The following is a 15,985-nucleotide window of genomic DNA, read 5'->3' on the forward strand; positions in this document are numbered from 1 at the left end:
CCTGCCGCAACACCAGATGGCGCGTGGCCGGCACTCCTTCCCCGCTTCCTCTGCCCGGATGCGAGGTTCCCCCATGAGCGAATTCGATACGGTCATCCGCGGCGGCACTGTCGTCACCGCTGCCGACACGGTGCGCGCCGATGTCGGCATCCGCGACGGGCGCATCGTGGCGGTGGCGCAGACGCTGACCGGCGGAAGCAGGCAGATCGACGCTTCCGGTCTGCTGGTCATGCCGGGCGGCATCGACAGCCATGTCCATCTCGCCCAGCCGTCCGGCGAGGCCGTGATGGCCGACGGGTTCGAGAGCGGGACGCGCTCGGCCATCGCCGGGGGCAACACCACCGTCATCCCTTTCGCCCTGCAGCCGCGCGGTGCGAGCCTGCGCCAGAGCGTGATGGACTATCATCGCGAGGCCGAGGGGCGGGCCTATTGCGACTATGGCTTCCATCTCATCATCTCCGACCCCACCGCCAGCGTGCTGGGGCAGGAGCTGCCGGCGCTGGTGGAGGATGGCTACACCTCCTTCAAGGTCTTCATGACCTATGACGACCTGGTGCTGAACGACCGCGAGCTGCTCGAGGTGTTCGACTGCGCGCGCGGCTGCGGCGCGCTCGTCATGGTTCACTGCGAAGGCTACGACGCCATCCGCTTCATGACCGAGAAGCTGGAGCGCGCCGGCAGGACGGCGCCTTTCTTTCACGGCGCGTCGCGGCCGCAATCGGTGGAGCGCGAGGCGACGCACCGGGCCATCAGCCATGCGGAGCTGACCGACGTGCCGATCATGATCGTGCACGTCTCCGGCCGCGAGCCGATGGAGCAGATCCGCTGGGCACAGCACAAGGGCCTGCGCGTCTATGGCGAAACCTGCCCGCAATATGTGGCGCTCACCGAGGAGGACATGAAGGGCCTCAACATGGATGAGAGCGGCGGAAAATATGTCTGCTCGCCGCCGCCACGGGGCCCGGCGGACTGGGAGGCGATCTGGGAAGGCATTCGCACCGGGGTGTTCCAGACCTTCTCCTCCGACCATTGCCCGTTCCGCTACGCGAGCGAGACGGGCAAGCTGAACCCGAAGGGGCGGACCTCCTTCCGCTGGGTGCCGAACGGGATCCCCGGCGTGGAGACGCGGCTGCCCATCCTGTTCTCCAAGGGGGTCGTCGAAGGGCGCATCACGCTCAACCAGTTCGTGGCGCTGACATCCACGAACCATGCGAGGATGTACGGGCTCTATCCGCGCAAGGGCTCGGTGGCGCCCGGCTTCGACGCCGATCTGGTGCTGTGGGACCCGAACCGGCGCGAGACGATCCGCCAGAGCCTGCTGCATCACGGCGCCGACTACACGCCCTATGAGGGGCTGGCCGTGACCGGCTGGCCGGTGATGACGCTGCTGCGCGGCAAGGTGGTGGCGGAAGAAGGCAGGATTCTCGGCGCGCCCGGCGATGGCGGCTTCCTCAGGCGCGAGCGTTCGCCCTACGCCCTGCCGGCGGGAGCCGCCGCGCCCCGCCCGCTGAATGGGGCGATGCCGGCTGGAGCTTGAGAACCGCAATGATCCGAGCGAAGGGGGAGGGCGCCCCGGAAGTCCCGCCATTGCCGGTTTCCACGCCGCTTTTCCGCCCTTACGGCGATGTCGTCCGCCTCGGTGACGCCGCGCCGAGGCCGGTCAATGCGGGCACGGCACGGCGGCATGACGTCGCCGATTTCGGCTCGGACGAGCGGCGGGGCAGCCGGCTGATCGTCTCGGTCTTCGAGGCCGAACCGCAGCGCCTGCCGCGCGCGGTCCGCCTGCTGGAGCGCCATCCCTGTTCCCGGCAGGCCATCATCCCTCTGGGAGAGGCGGCCTTCGCCTTTCTCGCCGCCCTTTCAGGTTTGGACGAGCGGCCGGACATGGCGACGCTGCAGGCGTTCCACTGCCCGCCGGGCAGTGGCGTCATCTACGGCCGGGGCGTCTGGCACAGCCCGATCATCGGCCTGCATCGCACCGGGCTCTTCCTCGTCCAGTCCTGGCAGGACGGCACGGCGACGGATTGCGAGGAGGTCGCCATTCCCGCCCACATCGTCACCGTCGTGTGAGATGGAGTTCCGATGCGGCCTCGCAGGTCACTGTGCTGCGGTCACTGCGCGGCGGTGGCGAGCGTGTCGAGATGCTCGATGCGGGCCGCGAGCGCCGGGCTGAGGCCGCTGGTGGCCTTGGCCGGCGGCCGGCTGAAGGTGCCGGCGGCGGCCTTGCGCGGGGCCAGCGTCACCAGCGCCTCCGCCATCTTCACCGCGGCGACGATCGGATCGACCAGCGGCACGGGAACCTGCGCGCGCAGGCGCGGCGCCAGCCCCGCCAGCGGCGCGCCGCCGAGGATGACGACATCCGCGCCATCCAGCTCGACGGCCTCGCGGGCCAGCTCCGCGATGGCCTGTTCCTTCTCGGCCTGCACATTCTCGATAGCCGAGAAGGCGAGGCTGCGGGCCCGGATGCCGGCGCAGCGCGCGCCGAGCCGATAGGTGTCCACCGTGTCGAGATACCAGTTGGCCATCGTCGTGGTGAAGGTGACGATGCCGAATTTCTGGCCGAGGGTGCAGGCGGTCAGCATCGCCGCCTCGGCCATGCCGATTACCGGCAGGTCGAACAGCTCGCGCGCCGGCAGCAGGCCGGGATCGCCGAAGGCGGCGAGGATCGCGGCATCATAGTCCCGGTGATGATCGGCCAGCATTTCCAGCGTGATCGCGCCGCCGAGCTGCGCTTCCGCCCGCGAGGCGATGTAGGGCACGCCGCGCGGGGCCGTCAGCCCGACCAGCTCCGTGCCGTCCGCGACAGCGGGACGTGCGGCGGCGAGCAGCATCTGCGTCACCGCCTCGGTGGTATTGGGATTGAGCACCAGAATGCGCAAGATGGCCCCCTCAGGCGGCGTCGCCGGCGACGGCGCTTGCGGCGAGCAGCGCCAGAACACCCGTTCCCGTATGCATGACATGGGCGGCGAGAAGCCGCCCGGCGGTTTCCGGTTCGCGCGCTTCCAGCGCGGCGAGGATGTCCCTGTGCTCCTGGATGGATTCCACCCAGCGCGCGTGCCGGCCCAGCGCGAAATAGCGCGCGCGCTCGGCGCGGGCGAACAGCCAGCGGTGCATCTCCACCAGCGTGGCGTTGCGGGCGCCGGCGAGGATGGCGCTGTGAATGGCCTGGTTGACCGCGAAATAGGCGGCGAGGTCGCCCTCGCCGTAGTAGCGCTCCATGGTCTCCTGCATCTGCCGCAGGGATGAGAGCTCCGTCGCCGTCAGCCGGAGGGCGGCGTATTCGGCGGCGATCCGCTCGACATTGCCCAGTGCTTCGAACAGATCGGTGACGTGGCTCGCATCCATGGGCGCGACGCGGGCGCTGCGGTTGGGGCGCAGTTCCACCAGTCCCTGCGCGGCGAGCATCTTGACCGCCTCGCGCAGCGGCGTGCGGGAAATGCCGAGAACCTCGCAAAGCTCGGCTTCTACTATCGGGGCGCCGCCTGGAAGCTTGCCGGTGACGATCATGCTGCGCAATTGACGCGCGGCGCGCTCGTGCAGGCCGGCGCGCGGAAGGCGTTCCGTGCCGGCGGCGTCCGCGGGCCGGGGCTTGCGCGGGCGCCCTCTTTTTCTCGGGATGTCCGACTGTTCCGTCACCGCTCGATCCTACCATGCCCGCCGGCTGCGGATAGCGGCTCAGGCGCTGCAATTATAATCACATTATGCCTTTATCATAGCCTATTAGAGTAAATTGTATTCAACATACAAAAAATTGTTGCGTGGCCTTCGGGGGCGGCTTTTACTTCCCTCCCGCGAACCGCTGGAAGGTTTTGAAAGAGGGTGCTCGTGTCGGGGCGCTTCGGGATTTGTCTTGCCGGGGCGCTGTCGGATGAATGGGGAGCCGGCATTTCCGGTCGTGCCGTCGGTCGTGTCGGGTGACGGTGCAGATCAAGTAGGCCGGTGGTCATTGGCATATTTTTTAGTCAAACGGCAGAATTCGTGACGTTTATTTGCGCTTTCTAGGCCGTATTTGCCGAGTATAGTTGCGGCTGTTTTCGCCGCACCGTTGGTGTAGCGCAGGGCGAAAATGCTCTTTCGGGTTGGCGTGCCCATCATCGTGATCCCGTCCGCGGATCCCGCTGTTGCGGCACCAGGCCGTGACGGCTGATCCGGCGGTTCGACAACGATCGGGCCGGCAGGATGGGGTCGTATCGGTTCTCAAGATCCGGAGGGGATCATGTGTGATCGTGACGGCACCTTCTTTCGTAATTTCTCGCGCCGCAGCTTCCTGAAATCGTCCGTGGCCGGCGCTGCGGCGACCATCGCGCTGCCGGCATCGCTCGCCGGCCTTCTGGCGCCGAGCGCGGCGCGCGCCGCCAACACCACCATCAAGGCGACGCACGGCTCCGGCTTCTGCAACATGGGCATCTTCCTCGCCAAGGAGCGGGAACTGACCAAGGCGGACGGCGTCGACCTGGAATTCGTGGTCACCCCGTCCAACACCGAGATCACCACCATGTTCGGCGCCGGGCTCGTCGATATGTCGATGATCCCCTATTCGAACTTCCTGACGCTCTACGATGCCGGCGCGCCGGTGAAGATCGTCGCCGGCGGCGGCGTCGAGGGCTGCATCATCGTCGCCAAGGAAGGCATCACCTCAGCGGCGGATCTGAAGGGCAAGACCTTCGGTACCTTCCAGGCCGATACGCTGGAAGTTCTTCCCTATGATTACCTGAAGAAGGCCGGGCTTTCCTTCAAGGACGTCGAGATCAAGTATCTCGACACCTCCCCGGAGCTGGCCCAGGCCTTCATGGCGGGCGCCATCGACGCGATCTGCCACATCGAGCCCTACGCCTCGCAATGCGTGCTCGGCCGCAAGGGGGCGACGGTCCTCTCCAACGGCACGGACGTCTACGGCAAGGGCTATTCGGACTGCGTGCTGGCCGTGCGCACGCCGCTGCTCGAGAGCAACCCGGCGGCGGTGAAGGCGGTCATCAAGGCGCTGTTCGTCGCCCAGTCGCAGGCCGAGGCGGACAAGGGCGCCGCGCTCAAGGACACGGTCGGCAAGTACTACAAGACCAGCATGGAGGCGGCCATCGACGCGTCCAGCAAGCAGCCGATCGTCGTCGACCAGCGCAGCCAGACGCAGTTCATCATCGACCGCGGCAATTCCATGAAGGAGCTCGGCTACGTCAAGAAGCTGCCCGACCAGGGCGCCTTCGACTGGAGCCTGATGGAGGCCGTGATCGCCGAGAACAAGGCGCTCTATGACGGGCTGAAGCTCAAGTCCGTCTGACGCATCGCCGCCGCCCGACCGTGCCGTGCGCGGCCGGGCGGCCGTCTGCCTGCAACCTCGGAAGGACGCCATGACGATGAGCGCAGATGCCGGCCGCACCGGCCTCGGCGAGGCCGCGCCCGCCCGCGGGGGAGCGCCGCTCGATCCGCCCGGATTCTCGCTGTCGCCGGCCTGGCGCCGGCGCCTTTCCACCCTCGTCTGGGGCGTGGTCTCGGTCGGCCTGTTCGCCGGCATCTGGGAGGGGCTGTGGGCGCTCGGCTATGCCGATCCGCTGCTGCTGCCGCCCCCGCATCTCTTCCTCGCCGACATTCCCGGCACGCTGCAGTTCTTCGACCGTTCCAACCGCGTCGGCTCGGTGGCGACGGGAGGCGGGGTGGGGGCGCTGCTCATCACCATGGCCTGGACGACGATGCGGGTGGTCGTCGGTCTGGCGCTCGGCTTCGCCTGCGGCGTCGCGGTGGGCGCGACGATCCACTACGTGAAGTTCCTGCGCAACCTGCTGCTGCCGACCATCCTGCTGCTGGCGCCGATCTCGCCGGTGGCCTGGCTGCCGGTGGCGATCTTCGTCTTCGGCATCGGCGACGTGCCGGCGATCTTCCTCGTCTTCATCACGGTGTTCTTCGCCATCGTGCTCTCGACCGGCGCGCAGATCGAAAGCGTGCCGAAGAACTACATCCATGTCGCCCGCATCATGGGGGCGAGCCAGCGCCAGACCTTCTGGAAGGTCATCCTCCCGGCGATCCTGCCGAGCCTGTTCATGACGCTGCGGCTGAACCTGTTCGCGGCCTGGATGGTGGTGCTGATCGCCGAGACGGTCGGCGTCGGCACGGGCCTCGGCCAGATCACCTCCATGGCGCGCTCGACCTTCAACGCCAAGCTGGTCTTCTTCACCATGGCGATCATCGGCCTGCTCGGCTTCCTCTCGGACTTCGCGCTGCGCCAGGTCCAGCGCCGGATGCTCTGGTGGATCGCCCCGAACCAGGGAGGCGCGCGATGACCCGCCCCGCCGTTTCGATCCAGTCGGTCTCCAAGCGCTGGACGCCGGAAGGCCGCGCGCCCGTGCAGGCCCTGAGCGACCTCACCTTCGACGTCGCGCCGGGCGAGTTCATCGTCCTGCTCGGCCCTTCGGGCTGCGGCAAGTCCACCCTGCTCTACATGATCGCGGGGCTGGAGGAGGTCTCCGGCGGACGCATCGCCTGCGACGGCGAGCCCGTCACCGAGCCTTCCGCCGAACGGGGCCTCATCTTTCAGGAAGCCTCGCTCTTTCCGTGGCTGACCATCGCCGACAACGTCGCCTTCGGGCTTTCCGTTCAGCATGTCCAGCCGGTCCGCCGGCGGGAGATCGCGGTGGAGATGCTCAAGCGCGTCGGCCTGGGCGACATGCTGGACAAGAAGCCCGACGAGCTTTCCGGCGGCATGCGCCAGCGCGCCGCCTGCGCCCGGGCGCTGGCCATGCGGCCGAAGGTGCTGATGATGGACGAGCCCTTCGCGGCGCTCGACGTGCAGACGCGGGCGCGCATGCAGGACTTTCTGCTGCAGATCTGGCGCGACAGCGGGGCCTCGATCCTGCTCGTCACCCATTCGATCGACGAGGCGATCTCGCTGGCCGACCGCGTGGTGGTGTTCACCGCCCGTCCCGGCCGGGTGAAGACCATCGTGCCGATCGACCTGCCGCGCCCGCGGGAAAGCCGCGATCCGCGCTACCACGCCTATCGCGACATGTTCGCCGAGCTGCTCGCGGACGAGGTGGACCGCGCCTTCGCCGAACAGGAAGCGGTGTAGCCCGCCATGAACCGCGTGCTCACCGTCGCTGCCGTGCCCATCGGGCCGGCCGGCCGCGATCCCGCGCCGCAATGGCGGGAGGCGGAGGCCGGCATCGCCGCCGCCGCCCGTGCCGGCGCGATGCTTGCCGTTCTGCCCGAGCTGTTCGCCCATCCCTATGTAGCCGGCGAAGCACCGGAGGCATGGGCCGATCTGGCGGAAGCGGAGGACGGGCCCACGGTCTCGCGGATGCGCGATGTCGCGACGACGCACGGCATCGCCGTGCTGTTCGGGCTGGCGCTCCGCCATGACGAGGGGCTGCCCTGCAACGCGGCGCTGCTTGCCCATGCGGACGGGCGGATCGAACGGGCCGCCGTCAAGGTCCACCTGCCGCCCGCGGGCATGGGCGAGCGTTTCGGCGAGGCGGATCACTTCGCGCCCGGTCCGCCGGAGATCGGCTCGGTAGCGATCGGCGCGCTGCGGGTGGCGGCGCTCGTCTGCTACGACCGCCGCTTTCCCGAATGCTGGCGCGCTGCCGCCGCCTCGGGCGCCGATCTGGTCGCGGTTCTCGTGGGTGGGCCGGCGCCGGGCGACCCGGAGGGGCTTTTCGCCGCCGAGCTTCGGGCGAGCGCCCGCGCCAACGCCGTCTATGCGTTGGCGGCGTCGCGCTACGGCACCGAGACGGTCTCCGGCCGCCCGGTGAACCATGACGGCGAGACCCTCGCCTTCGGCCCGGACGGGGATTTCATCGCCGGCCTGCCGCAAGGCGACGCCCGGCCCCTCCTTCTCTCCATCGACCCGGAGCGCATCGCCCGCGCCCGGCAGACCAATGCCACGGCACGGCGCCTGCGCCTGCCCTTACAGTCCAAGGAAGCATCATGGCTGAACTGATCGTCCAGGCCCGCTGGGTCGTCACCGGCATCAAGGATCGCTCTACGCCGATCGTCATCGAGGACGGCGCGGTGCTGTCGCGTGACGGCGTGATCGTCGCGACGGGCGCGCTGGAGGAGATGCAGAAGCTCGCCCCGACGGCCGAGACCCGCAAGTACCCCGACCATGCCATGCTGCCGGGCTTCGTCAACAGCCATCACCATGTCGGCATGACGCCCCTCCAGCTCGGCTCGCCCGACCATGCGCTGGAGCTGTGGTTCGCCAGCCGCCTGCCGGCGCGGCGACTCGACCTGACGCTCGACACGCTCTACTCCGCCTTCGAGATGATCGCTTCCGGCATCACCACGGTGCAGCACATCCATGGCTGGATGCCGGGCGGCTATGAGGCGATCCACGGCGCGGCGAGCAAGGTGCTGGGCGCCTATCGCGCGCTCGGCATGCGCGCCTCCTACTGCTACGCGGTGCGCGAGCAGAACCGCCTCGTCTACGAGGCCGACGAGGATTTCTGCGCCCGGCTGCCGGCGGAGCTCGGCGAGAAGCTCGCCCGGCACCTGAAGGCGCAGGCCATGCCCTTCGACGATTTCCTCAAGCTGTTCGACCAGCTCACGGCCGAGAACGCCGGCCAGAGCCTCACCCGCATCCAGCTGGCGCCGGCGAACCTGCACTGGTGCACGGATGAGGGGCTTCAGGCGCTCGACGCCAAGGCGAAGGCCGCCGGCGTGCCGATGCACATGCATCTGCTGGAGACGATCTACCAGAAGGAATATGCCCGCCGCCGCACCGGCAAGACGGCGCTGCGCCATCTCCACGATCTCGGGGTGCTCGGCCCGCACATGACGCTCGGCCACGGCGTGTGGCTGAACGAGGAGGATATCGATATCGTCGCCGACACCGGCACCTGCATCTGCCACAACTGCTCCTCCAACTTCCGCCTGCGCTCGGGCCTCGCCCCGCTCAACAGGTGGGAGGCGAAGGGCATCAATGTCGGCATGGGGCTCGACGAGGCGGGCATCAACGACGACCGCGACATGCTCTCCGAGCTGCGCCTCGCGCTGCGCGTACATCGCGTGCCGGGCATGGAGGACGCGGACGTGCCGACCTGCCCGCAGGTGGTGAAGATGGCGACCGAGGCGGGCGCCATGACCACCGCCTTCGGCGCCTCCATCGGCCGGCTTGACGAGGGGCGGTTCTTCGACGCGGCGCTGATCAACTGGACCAAGGCGACCTATCCCTTCCAGGATCCTGATATCCCGATGCTCGACGCGCTGGTGCAGCGCGCCAAGACCGGGGCGGTCGACGCCGTCTTCATCAATGGCGAGGTCGTCTACGAGGACGGGCGCTTCACCAAGGTGGATCGCGACGCGGTGCTGGCGGAGATCGCCGATACGCTCGCCACGCCGCGCAGCGCCGACGAAGTTGCCCGTCGGGAACTCGGCCTCGCCGTGTTCCCCCATGTGAAGAAGTTCTACGAGGGCTATCTGCCCGAGGCCGAACCGACCCCCTTCTACGCGAATTCGGCCAGGATTTAACCTTCGAAGAGCCGGCGCGGGCGTGGTCCTGCGCCGGCCTCATCCGCATCGCTCAGAGGGCGAACGGCCCGCCCCAAGGACGCAGCGCCGACGGGTCGCGTCCTGCGAGGGCAAGGCACTTCCATAGCGTCACCGCGATGGAATCGAGCACGGGAACGCCCAGTTCGCGTTCCAGCACCGGGGCGATGGCCGCGCCCTTCACATTGGTGCAGACGATCGCCACGGCCTCGCAGCCCTCCTCGGCCACCTGCCGCGCCATCGCGCTGACCGTTTCCTCACCGACCTCCGCGAAGGAGAAATTGTCCTGCAGGCCGAGATGGCGCTCGGTCGCGCAATCGAAGCCGGCCGCCTGCCAGTTGGCGCGGATGCGCTGCTGCACGTCCGCCAGATAGGGTGTGACGAGGCCGATGCGGCGGAAGCCGTGCGTCTCGAACAGCTCCCGGAAGGCGAGCACGGCGGTGCAGGCGGGAATGCCGGTGCGTTCCGTGATGGCGGCGCACAGGGCCTCGTCGCGCTCGAAGCCGAGCCAGGCGGCGGAGGTGCCGTTCCAGCCGATGACATCGACGCGGGCATCGGCCAGCAGCTCGGCGGCCGGCAGGATGGCGGAAAAATCGAACTGGTTCAGCGCACCTTCCGACAGCGCGATCTCGGTGACGCGGAAGCGGGAGAAATGAGCGGAGATACCGGGAGTGCCGGCAAGCATGCGCGCCGTGAGCGGCTCGAGCGCCGTGTTCGATGAGGGCGTGAGCATGCCCAGGCGTGTATATGCGGCGGGTGGAAGGGAAGACACGGGGAGGACCTCGAGGAAGGACGGCATGGGGGCATGAGGCCGCCGTGAACAGGCGACACTTAGCCGGCCTCGTAATCGATGCAATCGACGTGCCGCCCGCGCGAGGCGCGTGCCCGGAATCGATGCCGGGGAGAGGCTCTGCGGCTTCTTCAGGAGAGAATGGCGCCCGCCATCCGGGGCATGATTCCGCTCGACCGGCCTTCCCCGATGCCGGCGACGGCAGGCTGCTCTTCGGGGAAGAGTTCCGCCAACCATCCCTCGAAGATGTCGTCCGCGAGCTGGCGGGCTCGTTCGGCCTCGGCCCGCCCATCCCGGCGCAGGCGCTTGAGATCGATGCCGGCGGCGTTCAGTTCCACCGCGTGGCCGACATACCATTCCTCGAGACCGCGGGCGTCGGCCTCGATGTGAAACTGCAGCGCCAGCCCGGCCGTGCCATGGGAGAAGGCCTGGTTCGCATATTGCGCATTGAAGGCGAGGCGGCGCGCACCGGGCGGCAGGTCGAAGCTGTCGCCGTGCCAGTGCAGCACCTTCGCGCCCGGCCGGTCGAGCGGGGCCAGCGGCGAACGAAGACCGTCCGGCGTGAGCGAGACCTCGCCCCAGCCGATCTCCTTCACATGCCCGGCGAAGACGCGTCCGCCGAGCGCCGCGGCCATGAGCTGGGCGCCGAGGCAGATCCCCAGCACCGGCTTGCCGCGCGCGAGGCGGCGCTCGATCAGGTGCATCTCGCTGGAGAGGAAGCGGTAGGTCGTCATGTCCGCGACGCCGATCGGGCCGCCGAGCACGATGACGAGATCGGCGTCGCGGATGGAGCGGTGGGAAAGCTGGTCGGTGCTGGCTTCGCAATAGGCGATGTCCCATCCGCGCGCGTCGAGCGTGCGGGCGAGCGTGCCCAGATCCTCGAAGGCGACATGGCGGATCGCGACGACGGAGCGCCGCCGTTCGGGCCGGTATCTTCCGCTCATCCGCATGGTCGCCTCATCGCTATATTCAAACATATATAGCGACGAATATAGCTGCGGGTGCAAGTCCGATCTGTCGCCGTTTCAGCCGGTGCGGACCGGGAGGCTTCCCCGGGCGGCCAGCGATTCCCTGGGCGTGTTTGCCTGCAGCGCGTCCAGATGCGGCCGGACGGCAGCGGCGGCGAGCTGCTCGATCTCGCGGTAGCGGGCGATCAGCTCCTCGCCGAAGGGCGTCAGCCGCGCGCCGCCGCCATGCCTGCCGCCGGCCTGCGAGGTGACGACCGGCTGATCGAAGATGCGGCCGAGTTCGTCCACCAGATCCCAGGCCCGCTTGTAGGACATGTCCATCGCCCGGCCCGCGGCTGAGATCGAGCCGGTGCGGGCGATGGCTTCCAGCAGGGCGATCTTGCCGGGCCCGACGCGGCCGTCCGGATCGAGGTCAATGCGGATCGACAGCGAGGCCATGGTCCCGTGTGGCGTTGACGGGGCGCGGCGGTCGCGGCCCGTGGAGTGTGCCCGCCAGCAAGCCTTCTGAAGGCGGCGAGGTCAAATCCGGTCTCACGGTTTGCCACCAATCCTCGATTTCAGCCGCATCCGGCCGGGCGAACGTCGCGAGATCGCCAGCGAACCGGACCCAGCCGGCCGTGTAGATCGGCGCGACGGCGGTGAGGATGGGGATGCCACGCTCGATGGCACGTCCGAAGGCGTCGACGAGGCCGCTGCGCGTCGATTCCAGCTTGCCGAACTTGGCGAGCACCAGAACGTCGCAGCCATCGGCCAGCGCATTGGTCACGGCCTGACAGGCGGTGGCCACACCGTCGCCGTCGAGGTGGCAGGAATCCGAATGACGCCCGAGGTCCTGGGCGATCGGGTAGCGCCGGCCGCTGCGCAGATCCTGCAGCGCATGGCCGGCACATCCGGGGCCGTCGGTCGCGTCGGTGACTTCCACAAGTCCGGCGATCCGACAGCCGTCTACGTGGCGTCGGGCGGCGAAGGTCGCGAGCGCAGCCTGGATGACGGCGCGCGGCCCCCCTTGCAAGGCGAGGATCAGGCTCATGCGGCAGCCCCTTCGCGCCGGCGCTCAGTTATATCAACGAAAATATAGCTAAATACCGGACCCGGTCTCAACCGGCACCCCGCGCTTTCCGCTGCTGCTTTAATGCAGCACGAAGACGGGGCGGCTGAAGTGAGGGTCAACCTTGAGCTGGTTGACGACGGTGAAACCGCCGGCGAGGCGGCTGATCGTCTGCTCGATGCCGATCTGCGTGCAGCGCGAGCGGACCCGGCCGGTGAGCATGATGATGCGCTTTTCCGGCGAGAGGCGGATATCGACGTCGGCGCTTTCGCCGTCATGCTCGATCGCCTCGATGAGACGCCGGTGGAGTTCCTTTTCCTGCATCGCATCCTCCTGTCGGAGTTGGGATCGGCATGACCCATGTCCGCACGACAGGGTCAGGCACGGTCGCATCAAGCAAATGACAGGTTGTGCTCGCGCGCATTGATCTGCCGCAAGTAGTGACGGCGCGGGGGGCGAGAGAATCCGGGGTCGTTTCGCGCAGGGCCGCGCGGAAGACAACGCCTTACTCGGCTCGGGCGCTCTCAGAAGGTGGCGGCAACCATCAGCAGCACCTCATGCGCCTTCTGCGAGGCGACGGGCAAGCCGTTGCCGGTCGGGCGATAGTCGTCCGCCCGATAGAGGTTGTAATCATATTGCAGGGTGACGGCGAGGGGAGCGACCGGCGTCCAGGTCAGGTTGGCGCCGACATTGACGTTGGTCACCCCGCTGGCGCCATAGGCGGCGCGGGCCACGGGATCGTCGATGTCGAAGCGGCCCATGCCGCCGAAGAATGCGGAGTTCCACCGGTCGTTCCAGTTGTGCAGATACTGGGTGACGGCGCTCCAGCCGCGCACTTTCGACAGGCCGCCGTCGGCGCGGACGAAGGCGTCCGGCGCCGAGAAGTCGCCGCTTGCATCGATGAGGCCGAGATAGGACACCGCGCCGTCCGCGTAGGCGGCCTGGAGATAGAGCGTGTCGCCTTTGGCGATGACAGGCAGGTTGAACATCACGCCGCCCTGCACGGCATAACCCCAGTCGTCCGTCGTGCGGCCGAGGCCGGCCTGCGTGCTCGCCGCGCCGATCTGGTGCAGCGCGCCGGATAGCAGGAAGGAGCCCCAATCGCCGCTCTGGCCGAAGGTGGCCACGATCTCCGGCAGGCGTGCCGTCGCGCCGTACGCTTCCTCCGGGTCGGCGGATGCGGGGCTGGCGGGCAGCAGGCCGGCGTCGCGCGCGGAAGAATCCTCCAGCGAGACCTGCGCCGCGAAGCCGTTGCCGAGCTTCCATGTGTAGCCGACGAGGCCGATCTGCGTCTCGTCGCCGATGGTGGCGGGGTCGGTGCCGAGCACATCGGCATTGGCGTAGAAGTCGAAGAAGGACTGCAGGTAGCCGAAGGTGAAGCCGGCGAAGTCGATGTGCATGTCCCACGGCTGGAAGTCGGCGCCCGCCGGCCCGTCCGACCAGGGATCGGCGGAGCGCCAGATCATCCGTGCCTCCATATGCGAGCGCAGCGGGCCGTAATCGGTGGCGGTGCGTGCGTCGACCTGCAGGCCGAAGGTCGAAACCCAGTAGGTCCGGTCGTTCTGGCGCGGGTAGTCCGTGTAGCTGTTGTAATAGCTCTCGGTCCAGAGATAGCCGCCGATGCGCAGGCAGGTATCGGTGCCGGGGACGTAGTAGAAGCCCGGGCCTTCCGCCTGGCACTGCCGGGCGGCGGTACGGGACGGGGAAGACGGGGGATCGGCGGCGAAGGCCGCCGGGGGCAGCATGCCCAGCGCGGCGGCCAGCCCGATTCCCGCAATTCTCATCCGTATCCCCCTGCCGGACATCCGCCGCCCGGCCACGCAAATCACCCGGGGATACTACCGGGGCGGCCGGGCGAACGGAACGCCGGAGGATGTCAGCGGATCAGCGGTTGGTAGTGATGCGGCAGGCGCATCGTCACCAGATCCTTGCGCCGCACCACGTTGGTCGGGTAGCGGCTGTCGAGGTTCGAGGTGTCGATGTCGCAGGCGATGACGCCTTCGCCCTCGCCGAGAATGGCCTCGCGGCGGGGGAACTCGAAGGTGTCCGGCCCGAAGACACCGCTCTTGCCGCTATAGCCGGCTGCCGGATCGAGCACGTTGGCGAAGGCGAGGTGCACGTTGTTCTCGCCGGCACGGGCGCGCATCAGATGCCAGTGATGCGGATCGGCGCCGGTCGGAATCGGGTAGTTCTGCGCCACCGCGCTGCCCGCATGCGAATTTATTAGCCGGCTGCGCAGCGCGGCGGGGGCGAGGATCAGGTCGCAGCCGCGCAGCGCGAGCACGCGGCCAGATTCGGGAAAAGCGGCGTCATGGCCGATCAGCAGGCCGATCCGGCCGAATTTGGTGTCGAAAACACCCCATTCGTCGCCCGGTTGCGCCCAGTTGTGATCGGTCGCGTCGAGGTGGGTCTTGCGGTAGCGGCCGATGACGCCCTGCGGGCCGACCAGCACCGCGCTGTTGTAGAGCGTGCCTGCGTCATCCTCGGCGAGGCCGGCGGCGATGTGGAGGTCGTGCCGGGCGGCGATGGCGACGAGCTTCGCCACGGCGGCGCCGTCGGGCGGCACCGCGCCCGGCGCGTCGAGGCCGGTGACGGCGCGCTCGGGGAATACGACGAGCTCCGCGCCCTCCTCGCGCGCGGCCTTCACCGCGAGCTCCTCGATGCGGGCGAGGTTCGCCTCCACGTCGCCGCCCGGCGCGAACTGCGCGACGGCGATGCGCGAACGGCGGCCCGGCGGCAGCGGGCGGTGGCCGTAGAGGGTGAAGAAGTCGAGCGGGTTCCACAGATAGGTGTTGGTCGGCAGCTCCATGTAGAGCTCCGGCCGGCGCTGCTCGAACACCTTCTCGCCGAGCACGCGGCGGGCGCGGGCGCGTTCGAGGTCGAGCTCGGCATAGGCGACGCCGTCGCCCGCGTCGATCACCGCCTCGATGGCGCCGTCCGGCCCGATGACGCAGCTGCCGCCGGAGAACTGCACGGTGCGCTCCAGCCCCCAGCGGTTGGCCTCGATGAGGTAGCAGCTGTTCTCGACGGCACGGGTGATCCAGTAGGGGGCCGGGGTGCGCTCGGCCAGCCAGTTGGAGATGTGGCAGATGATGTCGGCGCCGGCCAGCCCGACAAGGCGGGCGGTCTCGACGAAGTGGATGTCCATGCACACCAGCATGGCGATGCGGCCGATGGGCGTCTCGAACACCTGATGGCCGAGATCGCCCGGCGCCGACCATTTCGGCTCGGCGATGTAGGGGTGCGTCTTGCGGTGAGTGCCGACGACGCCCTCGGGGCCGACCAGCACGCCGACATTGTAATAGAGGTTGGTCGTGGGATCGACCTCGGGCATGCCGACGACGATGTAGCAATCATGCGCGCGCGCCACGTCGGCGAAGCGGTCGGTGGTGGGGCCGGGGATCGGCTCGACGAAGGGCGCGACCTCGGCGCGGTCGACCCAGCAATAGCCGGTGGTGCCCATTTCCGGCGTCACGATGAGCTTCGCGCCGGCCTCCGCGGCCTCGGTGACCATCTCGATCAGGCGCGTGATGTTGCGCTCCTTCTCGAACATGGTGGGCTCGAACTGGACGGTGGCGACCTTGAGCGGCTTCGTCATCGGCTCTCTCCGGACGGAAGGGGGCGTTCGGCGCCCGCACGGTCAGGCGGTCGCGCCGGGAATGGGTGTCGGGCGGTCTTCGGGGCGAGGCCCGCCGGGCGTCCCCC

Annotated in this window: 16 protein-coding genes; 7 read left to right on the plus strand and 9 right to left on the minus strand. The window is 68.5% G+C overall.

All coding sequences use genetic code 11. From position 1 onward, the window contains the following. Positions 1–73: 73 nt before the first annotated feature. Entirely contained in the window at positions 74–1,537 is a 1,464-nt protein-coding gene (gene hydA / locus FO470_RS03810; protein ID WP_144341572.1) for a dihydropyrimidinase, read from the plus strand. A gap of 8 nt (positions 1,538–1,545) precedes the next feature. Continuing rightward, positions 1,546–2,070, plus strand: coding sequence for an ureidoglycolate lyase (locus tag FO470_RS03815; protein ID WP_144341573.1), 525 nt, complete (start codon positions 1,546–1,548; stop codon positions 2,068–2,070). 41 nt (positions 2,071–2,111) lie between these two features. Here the strand turns inward: FO470_RS03815 and FO470_RS03820 are convergent, their stop codons facing one another. Further along, positions 2,112–2,879 carry an aspartate/glutamate racemase family protein gene (locus tag FO470_RS03820; RefSeq protein ID WP_144341574.1) on the minus strand — a complete coding sequence of 256 codons (768 nt, stop codon included), beginning with the start codon at positions 2,877–2,879 and terminating at the stop codon, positions 2,112–2,114. Between the two features lie 10 nt (positions 2,880–2,889). Next, entirely contained in the window at positions 2,890–3,636 is a 747-nt protein-coding gene (locus tag FO470_RS03825) for a GntR family transcriptional regulator (RefSeq protein WP_144341575.1), read from the minus strand. Positions 3,637–4,216: 580 nt separating this feature from the next. On the opposite strand from FO470_RS03825, the gene FO470_RS03830 reads away from it, so the two are divergent. From FO470_RS03830 to FO470_RS03850, 5 genes are all read left to right on the plus strand, one after another. Then, the gene (locus FO470_RS03830; protein WP_144341576.1) at positions 4,217–5,275 is read left to right on the plus strand and encodes an ABC transporter substrate-binding protein; all 1,059 of its coding nucleotides are present in this window, start codon (positions 4,217–4,219) and stop codon (positions 5,273–5,275) included. Positions 5,276–5,345: 70 nt separating this feature from the next. Beyond that, positions 5,346–6,272, plus strand: a complete 927-nt coding sequence (locus FO470_RS03835) for an ABC transporter permease (protein ID WP_144341577.1) — start codon at positions 5,346–5,348, stop codon at positions 6,270–6,272. Further along, positions 6,269–7,057 carry an ABC transporter ATP-binding protein gene (locus FO470_RS03840; protein ID WP_013169042.1) on the plus strand — a complete coding sequence of 263 codons (789 nt, stop codon included), beginning with the start codon at positions 6,269–6,271 and terminating at the stop codon, positions 7,055–7,057. Before FO470_RS03835 ends, FO470_RS03840 begins: the two co-directional genes overlap by 4 nt. Positions 7,058–7,063: 6 nt before the next feature. After that, positions 7,064–7,927 (plus strand): carbon-nitrogen hydrolase family protein, encoded by an 864-nt coding sequence (locus tag FO470_RS03845; RefSeq protein WP_144341578.1) that lies wholly within the window; start codon positions 7,064–7,066, stop codon positions 7,925–7,927. After that, a complete protein-coding gene (locus tag FO470_RS03850) occupies positions 7,915–9,456 on the plus strand; it encodes an amidohydrolase family protein (RefSeq protein ID WP_144341579.1) in 1,542 nt (513 codons plus the stop codon). Before FO470_RS03845 ends, FO470_RS03850 begins: the two co-directional genes overlap by 13 nt. Before the next feature lie 52 nt (positions 9,457–9,508). Here FO470_RS03850 and FO470_RS03855 read toward each other — a convergent pair whose 3' ends face one another. The 7 genes from FO470_RS03855 to FO470_RS03885 form a co-directional block, all read right to left on the minus strand. Beyond that, positions 9,509–10,207 carry a maleate cis-trans isomerase family protein gene (locus FO470_RS03855; RefSeq protein WP_246659462.1) on the minus strand — a complete coding sequence of 233 codons (699 nt, stop codon included), beginning with the start codon at positions 10,205–10,207 and terminating at the stop codon, positions 9,509–9,511. A gap of 188 nt (positions 10,208–10,395) precedes the next feature. Next, complete coding sequence (locus tag FO470_RS03860; RefSeq protein WP_144341581.1) at positions 10,396–11,208, minus strand: glutamine amidotransferase; 813 nt, start codon at positions 11,206–11,208, stop codon at positions 10,396–10,398. Positions 11,209–11,289: 81 nt separating this feature from the next. Then, positions 11,290–11,670, minus strand: a complete 381-nt coding sequence (locus tag FO470_RS03865; protein WP_144341582.1) for a winged helix-turn-helix domain-containing protein — start codon at positions 11,668–11,670, stop codon at positions 11,290–11,292. Next, positions 11,645–12,262, minus strand: coding sequence for a DUF2478 domain-containing protein (locus FO470_RS03870; protein ID WP_144341583.1), 618 nt, complete (start codon positions 12,260–12,262; stop codon positions 11,645–11,647). The genes FO470_RS03865 and FO470_RS03870 overlap by 26 nt, the downstream gene beginning before the upstream one ends. A 99-nt stretch (positions 12,263–12,361) precedes the next feature. Further along, positions 12,362–12,604 (minus strand): BON domain-containing protein, encoded by a 243-nt coding sequence (locus FO470_RS03875; protein WP_144341584.1) that lies wholly within the window; start codon positions 12,602–12,604, stop codon positions 12,362–12,364. Between the two features lie 200 nt (positions 12,605–12,804). Further along, a complete protein-coding gene (locus FO470_RS03880; protein ID WP_144341585.1) occupies positions 12,805–14,064 on the minus strand; it encodes a porin in 1,260 nt (419 codons plus the stop codon). Positions 14,065–14,156: 92 nt separating this feature from the next. Next, complete coding sequence (locus FO470_RS03885; protein WP_144341586.1) at positions 14,157–15,878, minus strand: nitrilase-related carbon-nitrogen hydrolase; 1,722 nt, start codon at positions 15,876–15,878, stop codon at positions 14,157–14,159. Between the last annotated feature and the right edge of the window lie 107 nt (positions 15,879–15,985).

The sequence above is a fragment of the Ancylobacter moscoviensis genome, from assembly GCF_007559435.1.
In the GTDB taxonomy this organism is placed as follows: Bacteria; Pseudomonadota; Alphaproteobacteria; order Rhizobiales; family Xanthobacteraceae; genus Ancylobacter; species Ancylobacter moscoviensis.

Coding starts and splice junctions, on each gene's coding strand:
- hydA (WP_144341572.1), top strand. CDS start 74: ATGAGCGAATTCGATACGGTCATCCGCGGCGGCACTGTCGTCACCGCT.
- FO470_RS03815 (WP_144341573.1), top strand. CDS start 1,546: ATGATCCGAGCGAAGGGGGAGGGCGCCCCGGAAGTCCCGCCATTGCCG.
- FO470_RS03830 (WP_144341576.1), top strand. CDS start 4,217: ATGTGTGATCGTGACGGCACCTTCTTTCGTAATTTCTCGCGCCGCAGC.
- FO470_RS03835 (WP_144341577.1), top strand. CDS start 5,346: ATGACGATGAGCGCAGATGCCGGCCGCACCGGCCTCGGCGAGGCCGCG.
- FO470_RS03840 (WP_013169042.1), top strand. CDS start 6,269: ATGACCCGCCCCGCCGTTTCGATCCAGTCGGTCTCCAAGCGCTGGACG.
- FO470_RS03845 (WP_144341578.1), top strand. CDS start 7,064: ATGAACCGCGTGCTCACCGTCGCTGCCGTGCCCATCGGGCCGGCCGGC.
- FO470_RS03850 (WP_144341579.1), top strand. CDS start 7,915: ATGGCTGAACTGATCGTCCAGGCCCGCTGGGTCGTCACCGGCATCAAG.
- FO470_RS03855 (WP_246659462.1), bottom strand. CDS start 10,207: ATGCTCACGCCCTCATCGAACACGGCGCTCGAGCCGCTCACGGCGCGC.
- FO470_RS03860 (WP_144341581.1), bottom strand. CDS start 11,208: ATGAGCGGAAGATACCGGCCCGAACGGCGGCGCTCCGTCGTCGCGATC.
- FO470_RS03865 (WP_144341582.1), bottom strand. CDS start 11,670: ATGGCCTCGCTGTCGATCCGCATTGACCTCGATCCGGACGGCCGCGTC.
- FO470_RS03870 (WP_144341583.1), bottom strand. CDS start 12,262: ATGAGCCTGATCCTCGCCTTGCAAGGGGGGCCGCGCGCCGTCATCCAG.
- FO470_RS03875 (WP_144341584.1), bottom strand. CDS start 12,604: ATGCAGGAAAAGGAACTCCACCGGCGTCTCATCGAGGCGATCGAGCAT.
- FO470_RS03880 (WP_144341585.1), bottom strand. CDS start 14,064: ATGAGAATTGCGGGAATCGGGCTGGCCGCCGCGCTGGGCATGCTGCCC.
- FO470_RS03885 (WP_144341586.1), bottom strand. CDS start 15,878: ATGACGAAGCCGCTCAAGGTCGCCACCGTCCAGTTCGAGCCCACCATG.